The sequence below is a fragment of the Microcystis sp. M083S1 genome (assembly GCF_020246405.1).
Lineage (GTDB): Bacteria > Cyanobacteriota > Cyanobacteriia > Cyanobacteriales > Microcystaceae > Microcystis > Microcystis aeruginosa_C.
The window spans coordinates 1-20,648 of record NZ_JADBTB010000068.1 but is presented as its reverse complement, the minus strand read 5'-3'; the positions used below and the strand labels follow the sequence as shown (position 1 = coordinate 20,648).

The 20,648-nt window shown below is 41.5% G+C and carries 20 protein-coding genes, 1 tRNA gene and 4 pseudogenes; 22 read left to right on the top strand and 3 right to left on the bottom strand.

What is annotated here, in order from left to right:
• Complete coding sequence (gene cysE / locus IM450_RS06595; RefSeq protein WP_002800356.1) at positions 1–774, top strand: serine O-acetyltransferase; 774 nt, start codon at positions 1–3, stop codon at positions 772–774.
• A gap of 212 nt (positions 775–986) precedes the next feature.
• Positions 987–3,899 carry an excinuclease ABC subunit UvrA gene (gene uvrA, locus IM450_RS06590; RefSeq protein ID WP_002800357.1) on the top strand — a complete coding sequence of 971 codons (2,913 nt, stop codon included), beginning with the start codon at positions 987–989 and terminating at the stop codon, positions 3,897–3,899.
• Here uvrA and IM450_RS06585 read toward each other — a convergent pair.
• Both IM450_RS06585 and IM450_RS22680 read right to left on the bottom strand, forming a co-directional pair.
• Positions 3,856–4,632 (bottom strand): class I SAM-dependent methyltransferase, encoded by a 777-nt coding sequence (locus IM450_RS06585; RefSeq protein ID WP_108935313.1) that lies wholly within the window; start codon positions 4,630–4,632, stop codon positions 3,856–3,858. The genes uvrA and IM450_RS06585 overlap by 44 nt on opposite strands.
• Positions 4,625–5,027, bottom strand: a pseudogene (locus IM450_RS22680) (hypothetical protein). Before IM450_RS22680 ends, IM450_RS06585 begins: the two are co-directional and overlap by 8 nt.
• A 249-nt stretch (positions 5,028–5,276) precedes the next feature.
• Here IM450_RS22680 and IM450_RS06575 point away from each other — a divergent pair.
• From IM450_RS06575 to IM450_RS06525, 11 genes and pseudogenes are all read left to right on the top strand, one after another.
• Positions 5,277–5,573 carry a hypothetical protein gene (locus IM450_RS06575; protein ID WP_002804618.1) on the top strand — a complete coding sequence of 99 codons (297 nt, stop codon included), beginning with the start codon at positions 5,277–5,279 and terminating at the stop codon, positions 5,571–5,573.
• Positions 5,574–5,579: 6 nt separating this feature from the next.
• A pseudogene (locus IM450_RS06570) lies at positions 5,580–5,984 on the top strand (type II toxin-antitoxin system VapC family toxin).
• A 228-nt stretch (positions 5,985–6,212) separates the two neighbouring features.
• Positions 6,213–6,698, top strand: a complete 486-nt coding sequence (locus IM450_RS06565) for a DUF29 domain-containing protein (RefSeq protein ID WP_287671181.1) — start codon at positions 6,213–6,215, stop codon at positions 6,696–6,698.
• A gap of 105 nt (positions 6,699–6,803) precedes the next feature.
• Positions 6,804–7,703 (top strand): lysophospholipid acyltransferase family protein, encoded by a 900-nt coding sequence (locus IM450_RS06560; protein WP_287671179.1) that lies wholly within the window; start codon positions 6,804–6,806, stop codon positions 7,701–7,703.
• 141 nt (positions 7,704–7,844) lie between these two features.
• Positions 7,845–8,621, top strand: coding sequence for a 3-oxoacyl-[acyl-carrier-protein] reductase (gene fabG, locus IM450_RS06555; RefSeq protein ID WP_002775997.1), 777 nt, complete (start codon positions 7,845–7,847; stop codon positions 8,619–8,621).
• Positions 8,622–8,732: 111 nt separating this feature from the next.
• On the top strand, positions 8,733–9,500 hold the full coding sequence (locus IM450_RS06550; RefSeq protein ID WP_004163590.1) for a proteasome-type protease: 768 nt from the start codon (positions 8,733–8,735) through the stop codon (positions 9,498–9,500).
• A gap of 31 nt (positions 9,501–9,531) precedes the next feature.
• Positions 9,532–10,269 (top strand): sulfite exporter TauE/SafE family protein, encoded by a 738-nt coding sequence (locus tag IM450_RS06545; RefSeq protein ID WP_004163591.1) that lies wholly within the window; start codon positions 9,532–9,534, stop codon positions 10,267–10,269.
• 119 nt (positions 10,270–10,388) lie between these two features.
• Positions 10,389–10,808: a tetratricopeptide repeat protein gene (locus IM450_RS06540; RefSeq protein ID WP_066030031.1), complete on the top strand. Its 420-nt coding sequence runs from the start codon at positions 10,389–10,391 to the stop codon at positions 10,806–10,808.
• On the top strand, positions 10,801–11,688 hold the full coding sequence (locus IM450_RS06535) for a M48 family metallopeptidase (RefSeq protein WP_287671176.1): 888 nt from the start codon (positions 10,801–10,803) through the stop codon (positions 11,686–11,688). Before IM450_RS06540 ends, IM450_RS06535 begins: the two co-directional genes overlap by 8 nt.
• A tRNA-Leu gene (locus tag IM450_RS06530) sits at positions 11,667–11,751 on the top strand. The genes IM450_RS06535 and IM450_RS06530 overlap by 22 nt, the downstream gene beginning before the upstream one ends.
• Before the next feature lie 610 nt (positions 11,752–12,361).
• Entirely contained in the window at positions 12,362–12,748 is a 387-nt protein-coding gene (locus tag IM450_RS06525) for a hypothetical protein (RefSeq protein ID WP_287671174.1), read from the top strand.
• Between the two features lie 6 nt (positions 12,749–12,754).
• On the opposite strand, the gene IM450_RS06520 is transcribed toward IM450_RS06525, so the two are convergent.
• The gene (locus IM450_RS06520; RefSeq protein WP_287671172.1) at positions 12,755–13,090 is read right to left on the bottom strand and encodes a hypothetical protein; all 336 of its coding nucleotides are present in this window, start codon (positions 13,088–13,090) and stop codon (positions 12,755–12,757) included.
• A gap of 146 nt (positions 13,091–13,236) precedes the next feature.
• Here IM450_RS06520 and IM450_RS06515 point away from each other — a divergent pair.
• From IM450_RS06515 to IM450_RS06475, 9 genes and pseudogenes are all read left to right on the top strand, one after another.
• A pseudogene (locus IM450_RS06515) lies at positions 13,237–13,407 on the top strand (DUF4164 domain-containing protein); the annotation flags it as partial.
• Positions 13,408–13,722: 315 nt separating this feature from the next.
• Positions 13,723–13,947, top strand: a complete 225-nt coding sequence (locus IM450_RS06510) for a Calvin cycle protein CP12 (protein WP_046661993.1) — start codon at positions 13,723–13,725, stop codon at positions 13,945–13,947.
• 175 nt (positions 13,948–14,122) lie between these two features.
• Complete coding sequence (locus IM450_RS06505) at positions 14,123–14,716, top strand: DUF3177 family protein (protein WP_002740183.1); 594 nt, start codon at positions 14,123–14,125, stop codon at positions 14,714–14,716.
• A 32-nt stretch (positions 14,717–14,748) separates the two neighbouring features.
• The gene (locus IM450_RS06500) at positions 14,749–15,033 is read left to right on the top strand and encodes a DUF7734 family protein (protein WP_004163598.1); all 285 of its coding nucleotides are present in this window, start codon (positions 14,749–14,751) and stop codon (positions 15,031–15,033) included.
• A gap of 229 nt (positions 15,034–15,262) precedes the next feature.
• Positions 15,263–16,273, top strand: coding sequence for an L-histidine N(alpha)-methyltransferase (egtD, locus tag IM450_RS06495; RefSeq protein WP_287671169.1), 1,011 nt, complete (start codon positions 15,263–15,265; stop codon positions 16,271–16,273).
• 40 nt (positions 16,274–16,313) lie between these two features.
• Positions 16,314–17,669 carry a 5-histidylcysteine sulfoxide synthase gene (gene ovoA / locus IM450_RS06490; RefSeq protein ID WP_287671167.1) on the top strand — a complete coding sequence of 452 codons (1,356 nt, stop codon included), beginning with the start codon at positions 16,314–16,316 and terminating at the stop codon, positions 17,667–17,669.
• 255 nt (positions 17,670–17,924) lie between these two features.
• Positions 17,925–18,359, top strand: coding sequence for a VOC family protein (locus IM450_RS06485; protein WP_004163601.1), 435 nt, complete (start codon positions 17,925–17,927; stop codon positions 18,357–18,359).
• Between the two features lie 135 nt (positions 18,360–18,494).
• Entirely contained in the window at positions 18,495–20,273 is a 1,779-nt protein-coding gene (locus tag IM450_RS06480; RefSeq protein ID WP_287671165.1) for a S8 family peptidase, read from the top strand.
• A gap of 301 nt (positions 20,274–20,574) precedes the next feature.
• A pseudogene (locus tag IM450_RS06475) lies at positions 20,575–20,648 on the top strand (transposase); the annotation flags it as partial.

The window sequence follows — 20,648 nt, the reverse complement described above, 5'->3', positions numbered from 1 at the left end:
ATGGAATCAAGACTCGTGTTATCTACTCTCCTAGCCGATTTCAAGATCATTTTTGAACGTGACCCCGCTGCCCGCAACTGGTTAGAGGTACTGTTTTGTTATCCCGGATTACAAGCTTTACTGTGCCATCGCTTCGCCCATTGGCTATATCAGATCGGGATTCCCTTTATTCCCCGTTTAATTTCCCATCTTGCCCGTTTTCTGACTGGTATCGAAATTCACCCCGGCGCCCAAATAGGTCAGGGTGTTTTTATCGACCATGGCATGGGAGTGGTCATCGGAGAAACGGCCATTGTCGGTGATTATGCCCTCATCTATCAAGGAGTTACTTTAGGAGGGACGGGGAAAGAAAGCGGTAAACGTCATCCGACTCTAGGGGAAAATGTGGTCGTCGGCGCTGGGGCCAAGGTTTTAGGTAATATTTATCTGGGTAATAACGTTCGCGTCGGTGCTGGTTCTGTGGTCCTGCGCGATATTCCTGCCGATTGTACCGTTGTTGGTGTACCAGGTCGTTTAATCTATCGGGCCGGGACGCGGGTGGAACCCCTAGAACACGGTGATTTACCCGACTCGGAAGCGGTGGCTATTCGCGCTTTGGTGGACCGCATCGAACAACTGGAAAAACAAGTGTACGAATTGCGGCTAGAACGGTCAAAAGAACCAGATTATCGGATTAATTGCCCAGTTTTAGCCCATTTAGAAGAAGAAGCGAGTCATAGCTTTTGTCCTGCGGCCGATCGGGATATGCGCGAGTTTCTCGAAAGAGCGGTTTAACCCCGAGAATCTTCTGATATGATAGAAGACTGGTTTTCTAAATAAGTGGTTTTAATTAAATAGAAGATAGATTTTGCCTTCGCTCCCCCCTGCCCCCCCCTTAATCCCCCCTTGATAAGGGGGGTATCTGACAATTTTTAATAACTACTTACTTACTAGCTGAAACTCATTCATCAAGGCTATGATTGTTAAGGACTACTTGGCACCGTCCGATGGCTCAAACTGACTCAATCCGTATCCGTGGCGCACGACAACACAATCTCAAAAATGTTGATCTCGAATTACCCCGCAATCAGTTGATTGTTTTTACCGGAGTTTCGGGATCGGGCAAATCTTCCCTCGCTTTCGACACCATTTTTGCCGAGGGACAGCGCCGCTATGTGGAGTCCCTCAGCGCCTACGCACGTCAATTTTTAGGACAATTAGATAAACCCGATGTGGATGCGATCGAGGGTTTAAGTCCGGCTATTTCCATCGACCAAAAATCCACTTCCCACAATCCCCGCTCTAGTGTGGGAACTGTAACGGAAATTTACGATTACTTGCGTTTATTGTTCGGTCGTGCCGGTGAACCCCATTGTCCCCATTGCGATCGCAATATTGCCCCCCAAACCATCGATCAAATGTGCGATCGAGTGATGGAATTAGCCGAGAAAACCCGATTTCAAATCTTAGCTCCAGTAATTCGCGGCAAAAAAGGGACCCATAAGCAATTAATCTCTAGTTTGGCCTCCCAAGGCTTTGCCCGGGTGCGGATTGACGGCAAGGTAGTAGAATTATCCGAGGGCATCGAGTTAGATAAAAAACATCTTCATGATATTGAAATTGTTATCGATCGCCTGATCAAAAAAGAGGGTTTACAGGAAAGATTAGTGGATTCTTTAACCACTTGTTTAAAGCATTCCGACGGTGTAGCGATAGTGGAAATTCTCGATGAGAATAACGAAGATAATCCCGAAGTTACCAAAGAAATTGTCTTTTCCGAGAAATTTGCCTGTCCCGAACACGGGGCAGTTATGGAAGAATTATCCCCCCGTTTATTCTCTTTTAATTCTCCCTATGGTGCTTGTCCCAACTGTCACGGATTGGGCAGTTTACGGAAATTTTCGGCAGATTTAGTCATTCCAGACCCGAAACAACCAGTATATTCTGCTATTGCCCCCTGGTCAGATAAGGATAATTCCTACTATCTTTCTCTCCTCTACGGTTTAGGGCAAGCTTTAGGTTTTGAAATCCAAACTCCTTGGCATAAACTAACAAAAACCCAGCAAGATATCATTCTCTATGGGAGTAAAGAACCGATCTATTTTGAAGATGATTACCGTTACGATACTGGTCGCGGTTACTATCGAGAATTTGCCGGAGTTATCAATATCTTAGATAGGAATTATCAAGAAACCACTTCGGAAGTTATTAAACAAAGACTAGAAAAATATATTGTTAACCAAACCTGCGAAGTTTGTCACGGAAAAAGATTAAAACCGGAAGCTTTATCGGTACGTTTAGGACAATATACGATCACGGATTTTACCGGAGTTCCCATTCGGGATTGTTTGCAGAGAATTAATGATTGTCATTTAACCCCAAGACAGGCATTAATTGGGGAATTAGCCCTCAAAGAAATCAAAGCGAGACTACAATTTTTAATCGATGTGGGATTAGATTATCTTACCCTCGATCGACCAGCGATGACTTTATCCGGGGGAGAATCCCAACGAATTCGATTAGCGACTCAAATCGGTTCGGGATTAACGGGAGTATTATACGTTCTCGATGAACCTAGCATCGGATTACACCAAAGAGATAATAGTAAACTGTTAGAAACCCTGCAAAGATTGCGAGATTTAGGTAATACTTTAATCGTCGTCGAACACGATGAAGAAACGATTCGGGCAGCCGATTATGTGGTCGATATCGGGCCGAAAGCGGGGATTCATGGCGGAGAAATCATCTGTCAAGGCAGTTTTAAAACCCTTTTAAAGTCCAAAAAATCGATAACAGGGGCCTACCTATCGGGACGCAAAGTTATTGAAACTCCTCACCAAAGAAGGGAAGGGAATGGTAATGCTTTAGTCTTAAAAAATTGCCATCAAAATAACCTAAGAAATATTGATGTAACGATTCCTTTAGGAAAATTAGTCTCGATTACGGGGGTATCTGGTTCAGGCAAATCTACCCTAATTAATGAGTTATTATATCCAGCTTTACAACATCATTTAACCCGTTTAACTCCCTTCCCCAAAGAGTTAGATAAAGTGGAAGGATTGGACGCGGTTGATAAGGTAATTGTCATCGACCAATCACCGATAGGACGCACTCCTCGGTCAAATCCTGCCACCTATACGGGGGTTTTTGACATTATTCGCGAGATTTTCACCGAAACCATCGAAGCAAAAGCTAGGGGTTACAAAGCGGGGCAGTTTTCTTTTAATGTTAAGGGAGGACGCTGTGAAGCTTGCCTAGGCCAAGGGGTAAACGTCATCGAGATGAATTTTCTCCCCGATGTCTATGTGCAGTGTGATGTGTGTAAAGGGGCGCGTTATAATCGGGAAACCCTACAGGTTAAGTATAAAGGTTATTCGATCGCCGATGTCTTAGATATGACGATCGAGGAAGCATTAAAGGTCTTTGAAAATGTCCCCCGGGCCACCACCAGATTACAAACTCTCGTGGATGTGGGTTTAGGATACTGTAAACTCGGTCAAAGCGCCCCCACTTTATCCGGTGGAGAAGCGCAAAGGGTGAAATTAGCGGCCGAATTATCCCGACGGGCCACGGGAAAAACTCTATATTTGATCGATGAACCGACTACGGGTTTATCTTTTTATGATGTGCATCATCTCTTAGATGTGTTACAAAGATTGGTCGATAAAGGTAATTCGATTATCGTCATCGAACATAATCTCGACGTGATTCGCTGTAGCGATTGGATTATTGATTTGGGACCGGAAGGAGGGGACAAGGGAGGAGAATTAATCGCGGTGGGAACACCGGAAACCGTGGCTAAATGTGAAAAATCCTACACCGGTCATTATCTTGCCCAAGCATTACTTCAATATCCCCCAAAAAAGCGGGATAATATTAGGGAAGAACACAGAGATAATAAAGCCAATGATCAAGATTAGTATTTAACTCTTGTTCGCTTTTAATTTCCTGACCGGTTTTCCAAGAATAAATTTTAATCTCTTGAAAGTAAGACCTTAACTGTCTTAATTGTTCTTTGGGGGTGGCGTAATAATTTTGGAGACGAAAATTATGGGGTTCATCCCGAATAATTGCATAGTCAGCAGTCAATAACTGTTGGTAGCTAAGAGAGGGATTACAGGCACGCAAAATCACCCAGAGGACTAAATTTACATAGCTACTAAAAGGATTGAAACTAATCTTTTTTTTCCAATCGAATTCTGGGATAATTCCCTGAAGATTATGACTAGAAAAACAAAAATAACCGCCAGTTTTACCGATGCGGCTAATTTCCTCTAAAACTAGAAAACGGTCAGCAGGGGAAATATAATCAATGCCATTAAAACTAAAGAGAATAAAATCAAAATAATTATCGGCAAATTGTTCTAGATTTCTAGCATCGGCCACTTGCCAGACTAAATGGGGGAATTTTTGACGACAAGCGGCGATCATTTCCGCAGAATAATCAACACCGATATATTCTCCCACAAGAGGGGCAAAATACTTCGTAGTTCGTCCCGCACCTACCCCTAAATCAAGCATTTTCATGGTTGATAAACGCTCTTGCAGCAGGGTTAAAATTGTCTTTTCTGCTGGCTGTAGCGCGGTTAATTGGGCATAATAACCGACAATACTAGGGTCTCTATAGGTTTGCTGATTTTTGTCCTTAATCATTCTCGATCGCTCTTTCCTCATAATCTGGCTGTTTTTCTCTTACTAATAATTCACCTTCCCAACCGCCAATTACTTCTTCAAAAAAGCCTTCTTGCCATTGGCTAAGTAGCTGGTTATAATTAAATTAAAAATGGATTTGAGGTTCGATCCCCCCTGCCCCCCTTGATAAGGGGGGTGCCGATAGGCGGGGGGATCTGATAATTTTTAACGCCTACCTACTTAAATGTAGTTTTTTCTTCTTGTTCTTTTAGAGATATTGGCTGATAAACTAAGGTAACTTCTAAATCTGTGTTTTTAAGTTCAGGCGGTAAAGATATTTGTAATGTTCCATCTTCTCCTACATGGGTTTTAAAACTAATTGTTTTCATGGTTTCGGCTAAGGTTACTACTATCATAAGGATAGTGTAATATGTCCTCGTCTGACAAGGTGCGTCCCTTGGGGTCTTTTAACCATAAAGACATCTTCACCCCAAAGAGGTTGGACATGGTAGAAACCACCATCGGATGAGAATGGTGATACATCCCACCCAAGACACCGTTACGGGGATCTATTCGAGATCGAACTCACGATGTTGCATAACCACGAGAAACTTGATATATTGGCAGTTGATAAATATTATTGAAAATTTACTGGCGGCATAAATATGTTATCAACTGATGTCAGACAAAAATCGATGATTAAGAGAATTGAGCAAGTTGTTTCTATTTTAATGGAAGACCGTCCTTTCTTCAAAGAGGAACTTAATTGTTCAGAAATAGTGAAACATTTGGTTGAATTATTTGAAAAAAATTTACCTTTTGAGGAATTTAACACTATGTCAGAGGCAGAATTGAAAGAGCATTGTAGCTTTATTATGTCCACAGAAATCCTGTCAAAAATTGGCGGCGATTTTACTCCTGAACAAATGGCTATTTTCGATGAAGCAATTAAGCGTAAATAGGTAATTATGAGTTATTTGTTAGATACTAATATCGTTTCTTTGATTATTCAGCGTGATCTTAAAGTTTATCAAAAAATTGAAGATGTCAAAGCTCAAAGAAAAAGTATTTTTATCAGTTGCATTACTTATTTTGAAATTAAGAGGGGATTGTTGGCAGTTGCTGCACCTAAACAAAGAGAAAGATTTAACAAACTTTCTCAGGATTATCAAATTATTTTATTAGATGATTTAGCTATTTTATAAAAAGCAGCCGAAATTCATGCTCATCTTAGATTAAGAGGATTACCCATACAAACAGAAGATATTTTAATTGCTGCTACTGCTATAGTTAAAAGTTTAATTGTTGTTTCTAATGACGGTGATTTATTGAGGGTTGAAGGATTAAGTTTAGAGAATTGGGTAGAGTTATAAATTAAACCCAATCTTTAATTCATCCGACATATTTTAATAGCTTGAGTCAGTAAAGACGTGCGTTACACTACGTTAACGCACCCTACAAAATTGGCTATGCACTAATGATACTATGAACGAGAATTGGCGGGACGGTGATTTTTCCCGTGTCACTATCAAAATTAGGAGAAAGTGGCCTAATATATATATGAGAGTGCTTATTTCCTATTAAAAACCGCCAACAACCCAATGAAAACTTTAAATCAGAATCCCTGGCAAGTAGAGGGAGGAGAAACCCTACCCCTACTTTACGAAATTGATCAACATCTTTGGTTAGAGGAAATAATAAAACTCCTCAAGGAAAATCGCTTAGATGAATTAGATGTAATCCATTTAATTGAGGAATTAGAAAGCTTGAGTAAAAGAGATAAAAACCGAGTCAGTAGCTTACTTGAACAAGTGATCAGGCATTTATTACTTTTACAATATTGGACAACAGAAGCAGAAATAAATCGGAATCATTGGCGAGCGGAAATTATCAGTTTTCGCACGCAATTAAGAAAATATTTAACGACGAATTTACAGAATTATTTAGCTGAGGAATTACCGATAATCTATCAGGATGCTTTCGATTATGTTCAACAAAAAACAGGTTTTTCTGGCGATTTTCCCTCAGAATGTCCTTACAGTTTAGAGCAATTATTAGATAAAAATTGGTTCAACTGTGAAGATTAGACATTAAAAATGATAAAATTATCGAGGAAAGCCGTTCTAAAATGGCGGGTTTTTTAACCGAAATTTGCGATAATAAGATGCGATTAAATTATCCACTGGCCATCAATGCAGATTTTTAGCTCTTTTGTCTCATCTACGGCCACTTTTGCCGAATTATCCCTACAAGCGGCCAAGGCCCCTGTTGATACCCTCACCGGTTGGTCATTAGAGGATCGCGATCCGCAAGTGATCGAAAAATTTGTCCCCCTTCTGGATTGGTTTTATCACCATTATTTTCGCGTTAAAACCGATGGTTGGGAAAATATTCCCCCCTCAGGACAGGTATTATTCATCGGCTCCCATAACGGCGGTTTAGCAGCTCCCGATATGTTTATGATGATGTATGATTGGTTTCAGCGCTTTGGCAGCGATCGCTTAATCTATGGTTTGATGGATTCGCGAGTCTGGCGAGTTTTTCCACCCCAAGCTAGTCTAGCGGCCCAAATGGGGGCCATTCATGCACATCCGAAAATGGCGATCGCCGCTTTGAATAGTGGTGCTAGTGTACTAATTTATCCAGGAGGTGCTACGGATGTTTTCCGTCCCCACAGTTTAAGAAATAAAATTCATTTTGCCGGTAATCTAGCTTTTGTTAAACTAGCTTTACAGTACGAAGTGCCGATTATTCCCGCCATTTCCCACGGCGCTCACTCGACCCTGTTTGTCCTCGAAGATATTTATCCTCAATTAAAAGAATTGCATAAACAGGGTATGCCTTGGCCTTTCGGTATTGACCCAGGGACCTGTCCCATCTATTTCGGTTTACCCTGGGGACTAGCTATCGGTCCCTTGCCGAATATTCCCTTACCTGTGCCGATACAGACGCGGGTTTGTCCCCCAATTATTTTTGAACGTTACGGCAAAAAAGCGGCCCGGGACCGCCGTTATGTACGCGAATGTTATGAGAAAGTCTGTTATTTGATGCAGCAACAACTCGATCAATTAGTGGCAGCCAATTCTCCCTGATACTATAGAGGAAAGTGGGGACAGAGCGATCGCACTTGAGGATGGCTGCGGTCAAATTAACCCGCTTGTGAGATAATGAATTGTTTTGAGCAAAGTTATCAGTACAAAGTTTTCTCTTGAGATTTGACGATTATTTGGGGAATGCAGAAAATTATGAAACTATTACCCGCAGAATGCCAGCATTTACAAGACAAAGTAGCCATAGTAACCGGGGCCTCGCGAGGGATCGGTAAAGCGATCGCCTTGGAATTAGCCAGCCAGGGTGCTACTGTAGTGGTGAACTATGCTAAATCTAGCAGTGCTGCCGATGCCGTTGTCGAAGAAATTACCGCGGCCGGGGGAAAGGCAATAGCTCTACAAGCAGATGTGGCTAAAAGCGAAGAAGTGGATAATTTAGTGGACAGTACCAAGCAAAAATTCGGTCATATTGATGTCTTAGTTAATAATGCCGGTATTGCCCGGGATACCCTAATGTTAAGAATGAAATTAGAAGACTGGCAAGCGGTCATCGATCTCAATTTAACCGGAGTTTTTCTCTGCACTCGCGCCGTCGGTAAATTGATGTTAAAACAGAAAAGCGGCCGCATAATTAACATCACTTCTGTATCTGGTTTGATGGGTAATCCGGGTCAATCTAATTACAGCGCCGCTAAAGCCGGTGTTATCGGTTTAACGAAAACTTTAGCCAAAGAATTTGCCAGTCGAGGCATCACTGTTAATGCCGTGGCCCCCGGCTTTATTGAAACCGATATGACTCATGACCTCAAAGCAGATGAAATTCTCAAATATATCCCCCTCTCCCGTTATGGAAAACCGGAAGAAGTTGCCGGAATGGTGCGTTTTTTAGCCGCCGATCCCGCCGCTATTTATATCACTGGTCAAGTCTTTAACGTCGATGGTGGTATGGTTATGGCTTAATTCAGTTATCAGTTATCAGTTGTTGGTCGTCAGAATTTAGCTTTTTTATCCCAACTCTGGCACTCTCATCTCCCCACTTCCCAATTCATAATTCATAATTTATAATTTAAAATGACTTACTGTTTAGGAATTATCAATCGTTTTGGCATTGTTATGGGGGCGGATTCTCGCACGAATGCGGGAGTCGATTATATCTCGGCCTATCGGAAATTATTTGACTTTTCGGTATCGGGAGAAAGAGTAATTATGGTTTGTACATCGGGGAATTTATCGATTAGCCAAGGAGTGATTCACGAACTAAAAAGAGATCTGCACAATCAAGAGGATAAAAATCTCCATTCTCTGACTCATCTCTACGATATCGCCCACTATATCGGTGATAAAAGTCGTCAAGTACAAGCTAGGGAAAGAACTTGGCTAGAAAAAGATAATATTGATTTTAAATGTAAGTTTATTCTTGGGGGACAAATTAAAGGAGAAGATCCGCAATTATTCCTGATTTATCCCCAGGGAAATCATATTCAAGCCACCAAAGAAACGCCCTTTTTACAGATAGGTGAAACTAAATACGGTAAACCGATTCTCGATCGCACTATTACCTATGATACACCCCTAGAGGAAATGGCCAAATGTGCCTTACTTTCCATCGATTCGACCATGAAATCGAATATTTCCGTCGGACCGCCCATCTATTTGAGTATGTATGAAGCTAATAGCCTAAGCCTACGTCATAAGTTACAATTGCGCCTAGGAGATCCCTACCTAGCCAAAATGCGGAAACTCTGGGAGGATTACGTCCGGCAAGCTTTCGAGGCTATGCCCAATGTGGAATGGCATTATACCGATGAAGACCCCAAAGAGGATATCATAATAGATTAAGTAGCTCTTTTTAACTTAACTTTACAACTCGATGATCATTGTTACCTTGATGTTGGCAGGTAGTCTAGCTTGGTTTTTTAGTACCCTTGCTGGTGGGGGCAGTCCCCTGATTCTACTCCCCGTTTTAGGTTGGTTTCTCGATGCTGCCGTCATTCCTCCGGTTTTAACCACGGGGATGCTACTCGGTAACGTCCAACGCATGGGAATGTATTGGCGCGCCATTGACTGGCCCTCGACGGTGTGGTATCTACCCGGGGCAATTATGGGATCTACCCTCGGTGCTTTTGTCTTTGCCCATTTACAACTCAAATGGTTGCCGCTAGTTTTGGGAATTTTTCTGGTTTTCTCCTCGCTTAAACAATTATTTCCCCAAGAAGAAAATCCTTTTTTTGAGATTAAAACTTGGTATTTTATGCCCTCGGGATTTATCTACGCTTTCCTATCGGGATTAGTCGGTAGTACTGGCCCGATGATGAACCTGTTTTATATCAACTATGGGCTAGTTAAAGAACCAATGGTGGCAACGAAATCCGTTCACATGGTAGTAGTTCATGTGGCCAAATTAATCGCCTACGCAGCTTTTGGAGTTTTACATCTGCCTTTTATCGGTTACGGTTTATTATTAGGATTAGCGGCCTGGCCAGGTAATTGGTTAGGACAAAAAGTTTTAGAAAAAATGAGTCCCCAGCAATTTAAACAAGCAGTGATGTTATTCGTTTCGATGAGTGGCCTATTGATGATCTGGCGAGAACGGGGCATCGTCTTTTAAAATTTTACTGACAAGGGGACAAATTTTGCTAGAATACTAGATGAAGGTGAATTGTATTAACCCCGTGTAATACAGCGATAACCGTTAAATTTGCTCCTTGATTAACCCCGCAACTGAAAATGACAGAAACCGCCAATTTTACCCTCGAACAAGGTTTAGAACGCTACCAACAGGGAGAAAGCGCCGCCAGTTTATTGCCCGAATTTAAAGAATTAAGCGATCGCACTCCGAAAAATGCCGCCGTTTGGTCCTGTTTAGCTTGGTTATATATGCTCACCGATAAACCAGAATTAGCCCTAAAAGCCGCCCAAAAAGCCGTTAAACTCGATAAAGTTTCCCCCCAAAACCGGATCAATTTGGTTTTGGCTATGTTAGAAACCAAAACCGCCGGAGTTAGGGAACATATCGAACTGGTGCAACAATTAGTTAGTTTAAACAAAGAAGTTCGCCAAGAAGTGGATGAAAATATCGCCGATGGTTTAGCTAGAAAACCCGATTGGAAAAGTTTAGAACGCGTTAAAGTTTGGTTAAATGAATAAGAATATGGAATTATCAAAACAGTTATTACTCGGCTTAAAAGCCAATGATTTTCGGCATCCCATCGACCTAGAGGCCACTAATTCCCTTAAACAATTGCCTGGGTTAGATATAGCCGTGAGAAGTTTGTTAGGTTCCGTCGCTGAGGAATTCTTTTACTTAAATAATATTGCTGCTAGTGTTTTGGTGGGAGAAAAACAATTACCCGACCTGCATAATCTCCTCCTAGAAGCTTGCCGAGTTCTCGACTTAGAACCACCTCAATTATACATTCAACAAAACCCCGTTCCTAACGCCTATACCTTCGCCATGCGCGGCAAAAAACCGTTTATGGTGATGCACACTTCCCTAATTGAAATGCTGACTCCCGCAGAAATTCAAGCGGTAATGGCCCACGAATTAGGTCATCTCAAATGTGAACACGGCGTTTATCTGACTTTAGCCAATATTATGGTCCTAGCGGCGGGATTACTGCCCAATTGGGGGACAATGTTAGCACGATCCCTACAGGAGAGAATGTTAGCCTGGGTGCGCTGCGCCGAGTTTAGTTGCGATCGAGCGGCTTTATTGGCAGTTCAAGACCCAAAAATCGTCATGTCGGTGTTAATGAAGTTAGCCGGAGGTTCCCCCAGTCTCGCACCTTTATTAAATTTAGAGGCTTTTATCGATCAGGCCAAGTCCTACGATGCCGTCAGCGCCTCGGAAATGGGGGAAATGTTAAAGGGTTTGCAAACCCAACAGTTAACCCATCCCCTCCCCGTCCTGCGTGCGCGAGAAATCGATCGTTGGGCCAGTTCCCCCGATTATCAAAATTTGTTAAAGGGGCCAAAAATAGGTTATAATGATAAAACTAATGCCAAGGGCGAATGGCGAAATTGGTAGACGCACCACACTCAAAATGTGGCGAGGTAGCCCCTCATGTCGGTTCGAGTCCGACTCCGCCCATTAAACTGACAAAAACTAAGCATAAGAATTTGCAGTACATTTTCTCAATCAGGTTCTCTAGTTGGTTCTGGGCTGCATCCCTCTTCTTTGGCGACTGCTAGGAGCAGAAAGTGAATGAGTCGAAGCTTATCTTGGTGAGATAACTGATTAACTGTGGGCAACAGTTGACTGAGTGACATATTCTTGACTCTGGAGAATACTTCTCTCCATTATAGGTTCAATTCTCGGCGTTGCTGATTTATAAGTATCAATTGTCCCCTAGGCAATTCTTAAAACTGGGTAACAAGCGTTCCTTATGTATATACATAATAAGTAGGTAGGCGTTAAAAATCATCAGACACCCCCGTTATCAAGGGTAGGGTTGATTCATGAATCAACCCTACCTTATCAAGGGGGGCAGGGGGGATCGAACCTAAAATCCATTCTTAATTTAATTATAACCAGCTACTTAAGTACAATATATACACATCACAATGTTAACACATTTATAGTGTGCATTATGTGCAGAATTTACATATTTAAGGCAGTTTTGGCATAATAAATATGTTTCGTTTTAAATTTGCAAGAGTTCTAATATAGTTCTTTCACTTAAGAAAAAAGAGAGGATAAAATGACTGATTTAGAAGAACTGGAAGCTTTTCAGCGCAGTTTAGAGTCTGCTCGTCTGCGTCGTCGTCAGTTGGAAGAGCAGCGCAGACAACTGGAGAATGAATATACTTCCTACGATACACCAGAAAAACTGAAAGGACTGGCAGAAATTGCCGAGACAGCTACTGAATCACCGACTTTTAAGGCAAAATTTTGCCATTTTTATCATCGAAGAGCGACGAGAACGACAGCAGATATAGTGGAAGGGGTGATCGGAATTACCTTTGGCAGTAATATCCCCTTAGCGATCGTAGCCCTAATTATTATTAAACTCTTAAGGATGCTTCTGGAAAACCGTCTTGATGATTATTACGCTCAGTTTGGAGAAACCGAACCAGAATCAAGATAAAAACTCCTAAGATGTTTCATTAACAGATATTTCAGCTTTTTTGAGGGCAATTTGCCATTCTAAGTCAGCTATTTCTCGATCGAGTTCGACAATTTCACTATTAACTTGCTTTAAATCGGCGATAATTTCCTGTTTATTGCGTTTTCTACCGTAGATAGCCAGTTCATCCTCTTGTAATTTCTCAAGGATAGAGTCTAGGGAAGCGGTTAAATCGGCCGAGGGATTGTCCATAATACCTAAACGCATTAAGACCTGTACCGCTTTGACAACGTCTTGCTGATAAGCTTCTCTAGAGGGGTAATCTTGGGGTTTTTTGAGATTTAAAGCGTCAATGATATTCATATTCTAGGTTATGAAGGTTAAATGCGAAACTGTGATTATGTCACACTTAATATACCTCAAGTTTCTGAGAAATTACCTAACAGGGATTGCAATATCTTTTATTCTAGAGTAGAAATGCTCGACCGAGAAAATATTGATAGAGTGGAGAAATTAAAGGGGATATTAAGGCCTTAGATGCCAAAGTTACGCGACTAGAAAAGCGGGTTGACGATCTCAACGCACGAGTCAACATTACCACCATTGGATTCCTTAGCATTGTCGGCATTTTGGTGACAGGAATGCTGACTATTGCCGGCAAAACAGTCTTTTTCCCCTAGTCCCTAGAATAACTTATTCGATCTGCGCCACCCTGTCTAAGGGAGCATCGAGACTGGTAAGACGGCCTAAATAAGTCGATATATGCTTCTGCTCGCTGTCTATCCCGGGGAGAAATGCCAGAGGGATTTCTCCAGTGCGGAATCTGGGCTAAAAATTGGCCCGGTCAGGAAATCTTGATCTTAAATTCCCCAACAATTGCGCTAGGATCGGCTCAATAGCACAGGAAAGGCGATCGAGTGGGATAACCGATCCTGTGGTTTGAGAAGGTGACTGTATAATTGTTAGAGTGTCAATAGATCAATTCCAGAGGAATCATGAGCAATATCCAAGATAAAATTCAAGAAGAGCTAGAAAACGCCAGAACCGTCTGTAGTACGGAAGGTGCCACCTCTGGCGAATGCGCCGCCGCTTGGGATGCGGTGGAAGAATTACAAGCAGAAGCAGCTCACCAACGTCAAGACCACCCCCAAAAAACCTACTTCCAAAAGTATTGTGATGATAATCCCGATGCCGCCGAGTGTCGCGTTTATGACGATTAATGGAGTCGGGCAGCGGTTTTTTCTCTCCTCACATTAGAATCCTAGCTTTAGGGCGATCTCTTTATAGCTGAGATCGCCCCTCGTTTTTTTGTTTGTTGGTCAAGCTGTGGCCGATTTTGGCTCCCGCACCGGAAGACAGTAAAATGGTGACAGTGTAATTATGTCTGAATAGTTTATGAATCAACTTTGGTTTCGTCCTCTCGTTTGGATAGATTATCGTTTAGCCGTCCTATTTACGGTGATTATTCCGGCAATTTTGTTAATTTGGTCTTTATTTGCAAAAATCGAATCATTACAAAAATTGTTGATTATCTATTGGCGAGTGGCTAGTCTTTTATTAATTACCGTATATTTAATGATCGCTTCCTGGCCAATTGGTTTTGTTACCAGTTTTTTAGCTAAGATTTTAATCCCGATTTCTCTCTGGTTTTGGGTGGATATTAACGATGAAATTAAAGATTTACCCGCTAGTCCGATTAAATTTGTCACCACTGCTTGGCGTTGGGCAGTGACTATCTATTCTCCTTTGGGCGCGATTTCTACCTTACCTTTTCTTTCCTGTGCTATGTCAGGGGAATTGCTAAATTCTCCCTATTGTCAGGTTTGGCAGGAAGCACCCTGGCAGTTTCGCGAGATTTTTCATTCAGAAGCTACTGCTAATGTTTTGGGCTTTTTTGGTTTAGTTGGTCTCTCTTTTTATACTCTCTATTTTGCCCATTTTCTTCTTATTCGCCTTGGCAAACAGGGACGTTCAGCTTTACAACAGTAAGTTTTTAGCTATCGATAATTAGCCATTTTTCTATGAATATTGGTCAACAACTCGAACAATACACCCTCAAAAATCCCCACGAGGTTTTATTAGTGACTATTGCTGTGGATGGGGAGGAGGAAGAAATCTCTATTTTTAAGGGTTTTTCTAGTTCCCTTACTCGCAGCACCCCCTATGATCCCGATATTCCGATCATTCCTGAAACGGCTACAATTATTAAGATAGATCGTCTTGCTAGTCCCTATCATCCCCTTAATCCTCGCTATATTCAAGAAAATCTTACCTTAGAGGAAATGCAGTCTTTACTGATTAATTGAACTGGTAATTTTACTTGAATAACATCAGCTTACTGGCGATCAATTTAACAGCTTTTATTTACCATCCATAAACCTTGTCTAGATAGACAAGAGGTAAATTTTGCGGCATTTTAGTGGTAAGATTACTAGGGAATGATAATCTCTGCCAGCATTCAAGCTGTCAAAGTGGATTTCATCCTCGGTATCGATCGAGAACAATCAAAAAACTGGAGAATAATCTGGAGAATCTATGCAACTTAAACAATCTAACCAAGAACTGTTACAAATTGAGTATTTAGCCACCGCTGCTACGGGACAAAATATAGTTAGAGATGATGGCAAAGATGTGATTGAAGGATTAACTAAAACCCCCAAAAGTTTACCATCTAAATATTTTTATGATCGGCAAGGTTCGCAACTTTTTGAAGAAATCTGTCAATTGCCAGAATACTATCCCACTAGGACAGAAGCGGCTATTCTCCAAGAATATGCTCAAGAAATTGTCGCCTATACAGGTCCCTGCGAATTGATAGAATTAGGTAGTGGTAGTTCCACTAAAACTCGTCTGTTATTGGATGCTTATTATCAACAGCAAAAATCCTCTAAATATGTACCTATTGATGTTAGTGAAACTATTCTCCAAGCTAGTGCCATAGAATTACAAAAAGAATATCCTAATTTACCTATTCAGGGGTTAATTGGAACCTATGAACAGGCCTTAGCCTATTATCAAAATGCTTCCGATAATACCAGAATGATTTTTTTCTTGGGAAGTTCGATCGGTAATTTTTCTGCGGCTGAATGTGATAAATTCTTAGAAAAAATTGCCACTGTCCTAAAAGCTGGAGATTATTTTTTATTAGGGATTGATCTGCAAAAACCTGTGGCAATTTTAGAAGCAGCTTATAATGATGCTCAAGGGGTGACGGCCGCTTTTAATTTAAATATGCTTTCCCATTTAAATTGGCGTTTTCAAGCTGATTTTAACCTTGATTTATTTAGTCATCAAGCTATCTATAATCAAGATAAATCTCAAATTGAAATGTATTTAATTTGTCACAAAACTCATCCTGTTCATCTGAAAAAACTCGATTTAACGGTTAATTTTCAAGCGTCGGAAAGTATTTTAACAGAAATTTCGCGTAAATTCAACCTAGAAACTATGCAAAAAGACCTAGAATCAAAGGGATTAAAAACGCTTAAGGTTTTCACCGATCCTGAAAATTTATTCGGTTTAATTCTCTGTCAGTTATCCCTATAGATAACGAAAACATTATCATTAGTAATAGAAGAATAAAAACATGGAAAAGATTCAAGCACAGGCTCCTATCTCTCTAAACAACTGTAGTCGAGAAAATCTACTAGACTATTTTGAAAATGCTTGGCAATTAGAAGATATGCTGTTAAAAAGCATCATCAAAGAAGAAGCTTTTTATTGTAACCCTGATGATTTAAGAAATCCCCTCATCTTTTATTTAGGTCATGCTGCCGCTTTTTATCTAAATAAATTGCAGCTGGTTAACCTATTAAAAAAAAGCCCTAATCCTGACTATGAATTATTGTTTGGAGTGGGAGTAGATCCGGCAACTTCTGAAGAATTAAACTCCGCTATCGCTCATATTCAGTGGCCCGGGGTGGCTAAAGTGTGGGAATATCGGCAACAAGTCTATGAAATTGTGGTCGAAATAATTAAAAATATCCCCCTTAATCTTCCTATTCATCCGCAGCATTCTCTCTGGTCATTAATGATGGGAATTGAGCATCAGCGTGTTCACTTTGAAACATCTTCAATGTTACTCAGACAACTGCCCTTAGATTGTCTGCAACGTCCTCCAGGTTGGCATTATGCCCCTTCTTTTGGTCAAGCTAGTCCTAATCAAATGGTGGAGGTTTCTGGGGGAATAGTAGAAATTGGTAAACCCCAGGATTCTCCTGTTTATGGTTGGGACAACGAGTATGGTTATCGTCAAATTCAAGTTAACAATTTTCTGGTGAGTAAATATATGATTACCAACGGAGAATTTAAAGAATTTGTCCATAATGGTGGCTACGAAAATCCCAGTTATTGGGATGAGGAAGCTTGGCAATGGAAAAATCATTATCGAGTCAAATATCCTAAATTTTGGCTGGTAGATGAGGGAGGAAATTATCAATATCGAGCCATGTTTGATGTTCTCGATTTACCTCTGGATTGGCCGGTAGAAGTGAACTATTATGAAGCGATCGCTTACTGTCGTTTTCAAGGTCAAGGAATACGTTTAATGACGGAAGCTGAGTGGAATTTAGTCACCTATGGCAATCAAAAAAATCGATGTTATAGCCTAGAAAACGATAACTTTGATGACTATAACCTCAATTTAAAATTCTGTTCTCCCACTCCCGTAGGAATGTTAAAAAATACGGGCAATAACTCAGAAATTTATGATTTACGCGGTAACGTCTGGGAATGGCTAGAAGATGATTTTAATCCCTTAACTGACTTTCAACCCCATTACCTCTATGCTGACAATTCCACTCCTTTTTTTAATAGTCAACATAAAATGATGTTAGGAGGAGCTTGGGTGACTAACGGCACAGAAATCCTACCCTACTATCGCAATTGGTTTCGCCGGAATTTTTATCAACACGCTGGTTTTAGAATCGCACAAAGTCTTTAGGTGGGGTGTGGGGTGTGGGGTGTAGGGTGTGGGGTTTTATCGATTTTCAGGGAAAAAGTGCCTAAAATTTCCCTGCGATTACTCTAAGAGTCGGCACTTTTTGATGTCAAAAAAGCCTAAAGATATTATCCAACAAGGTTTTTAGATTTATTCTGCAAACTTTAGGTAATTGCCAATTTTTTAAAAAATTCCTGTAACAGTTGCCCCTCGATCGCTACAATAGAACCTAGTAGAGCGCGGATAAAATCGATCGCCATGAATCAACCTGCAATTTTTCATCTCGCTATTCCGATTACCAATGTGTCCACCGCTAAAAGCTTCTACTGTGATGGTTTAGGTTGTTTAGCAGGAAGGGAAACCGAGAAAGCGATAATCTTAAATTTCTACGGTCATCAGGTAGTCGCTCACGTCACCGAAATGCCTCTTACTCCCCAAAATAGCATTTATCCTCGCCATTTTGGTCTAATTCTGCCGGATGCCAGCGATTGGGACAATCTTCTCGAAAAAGCACGAGTCAATCAGCTAAAATTTTATCTAGAACCAAAAACTCGCTTTAATGGGGAGATAACCGAACATAAAACCTTTTTCCTGGAGGATCCTTTCTATAATCTCCTGGAATTTAAACATTATCGCCACTACGAAGCTATTTTTGCCAGTCGGGAATTAACAGTGATCGGCGATCGAGCTTAAAATAAACAACAGGTGACTTTTTTGTGACCGGTTAGTTCTATCTTTAACCGAGACAAAAATAGGGGAACTTCGATAAGCTTTTCTCATCAAAACTACAAAAACCTTAGCTTGTAATGATAAATTCTTAGGAAATCTATGAAAAAACTTTTATTGTTAACCCTATTTATTATCGGTCTAGGATTTGCTATTTTTAACTTTACCGGATTAGCAAATCGGGGCGAATATCAATCAATTTTGATCGACTTTAAAGACGATATACCCGTCAGCGTACTCGATGAGCAGTTAAATGCTATCAACAAAAAAGCGGGAAAAACCACCAGTTTAAATAGTATTTTTTCCATCGATGAACATCTTTACACCGTGGCAGGAGATAGCAAACTCCTGAAAACTCTCCGCAATTCCGAGCTAAAAAAATACACCGAATCGATCGAAGCCGATTATATTTATCATGCTTTTATCGCCCCCAATGACCCCGACTATAGCAAACAGTGGAACCTGCGGGGAATTAACATCGAACGCGCTTGGGAAGAAAATCACGGTGAGGGGATCACCGTCGCCGTTATTGATACAGGTGTATCAAAAGTTCCCGATCTGCGAGAAACCGAGTTTGTCGAAGGCTACGACTTCGTCAACGATCGCGGCAATGCCGAGGACGATAACGGTCACGGAACCCATGTAGCGGGAACAATTGCCCAATCGACCAATAATAACTACGGGGTGGCCGGCATCGCCTACAAAGCCAAAATTATGCCCCTCAAGGTGCTTTCCGGGACGGGTGGGGGAACCGTGGGAGATATTGCCGAAGCGATCCGTTTTGCCGTCGATAATAAAGCCGATGTCATCAATATGAGTTTAGGGGGTGGAGGCGAAACCCAAGTAATGAAAGAGGCGATCGAATATGCCTATAGTAAAGGTGTGGTAATCGTCGCCGCCGCCGGTAATGCCGATGATAATTCCGCCGCCTATCCCGCCCGTTTTCCGCACGTTATCGGCGTTTCTGCGGTAGATGCCTCCGGAAATAAAGCCCCCTATTCTAATTTCGGGGCCGGAATCGATATTGCTGCCCCAGGCGGCTCCGATACGGGTAAAATTATCCAAGAAACCATCGATCCGGCTAAGGGAGGGGAACCGGCGTTCCTCGGTTTTCAGGGAACCAGCATGGCAGCCCCTCACGTTGCTGGGGTGGTAGCTTTAATCAAAGCTGCGGGAATTAAAGAACCCAGTGCAGTTTTAGAGGTTTTGCAACAGTCGGCCCGTAAGATCAATGATGATCCCTTTAATCATTTTGGGGCCGGACAATTAGACGCGGGCAATGCCCTACAATTGGCCCTGAAAGGACAGATTACTTTCCGGGATTTTTGGCGTTGGTTGCGCGATAACGGTTATCTCAATCCCCGTTTCTGGATTGATGGCGGTGCGGTGGCAGTTTTACCCAAAATGGCTATGGTTTTGGGTTCTTATCTTCTTGCTTGGTGGCTGAGAAGTTATTTTCCCTTCTCCTGGAACGGATTTTTGAATGCTGGTCTAATTTTTGGCAGTTCTGGCTTATTTTTCCTCAGAGGTCTTTATATCTTCGATTTACCCCAATGGCCTTTCCGAGTGATGGGGAGTTCTCTTTCCGACCTAGGAGGCGTTATTCAGGGAAGTTCTGCCCTTAATCCGCTTTTTGCTAGTGTTATCCTGCCCTTTGTCCTGATTGCTCTGCTTTTGAGTCATCCCCAAGCAAAATGGTTAGCAGTGGGGGTATCTTTAGCCATGGCGGTGACTTTAGGTATCAGTGCTGTTATCCATCCTACTCTGATCTGGTTAGGTTCTGGTACGATCGCTCAGGCATTTTTGGGCGTAAATGCGCTTTTATGTCTCGGTTTAGGTTATTTAGCCCTAAAAAGTGCTACTTCATCCCGATACGCTTAAACAGGGGTTACAATGGGACAATAAGGGTGATTTACCGATAAAAACCTCTTTGGTTTTGGTATCTTCCTTTTGTTTTGCATTGAGTTCTCCTACAACAGCAGCCTCGGACATTAACCGAGGTTTTTTCTTTATCTCAAATGTCGGGGTGAAGACCGTTCGGCTGAGCTCACGGCCGAAGCCCTTGCTTGAGCGCAACGGGATGAAACCCCGACCAATATAAAACAGCGAAGCACAACTAAAATCTTGACAATCCGATGCTCTACAGGTTAACTTAAAATAAGTTGTTTGAGGTCGATAAACAATGATTGTCTTAGAAATGAAAGCCGTGGTCAAACCAAGTCAATGTTCTGCCATTGATGAAGCTATTCGTACAGT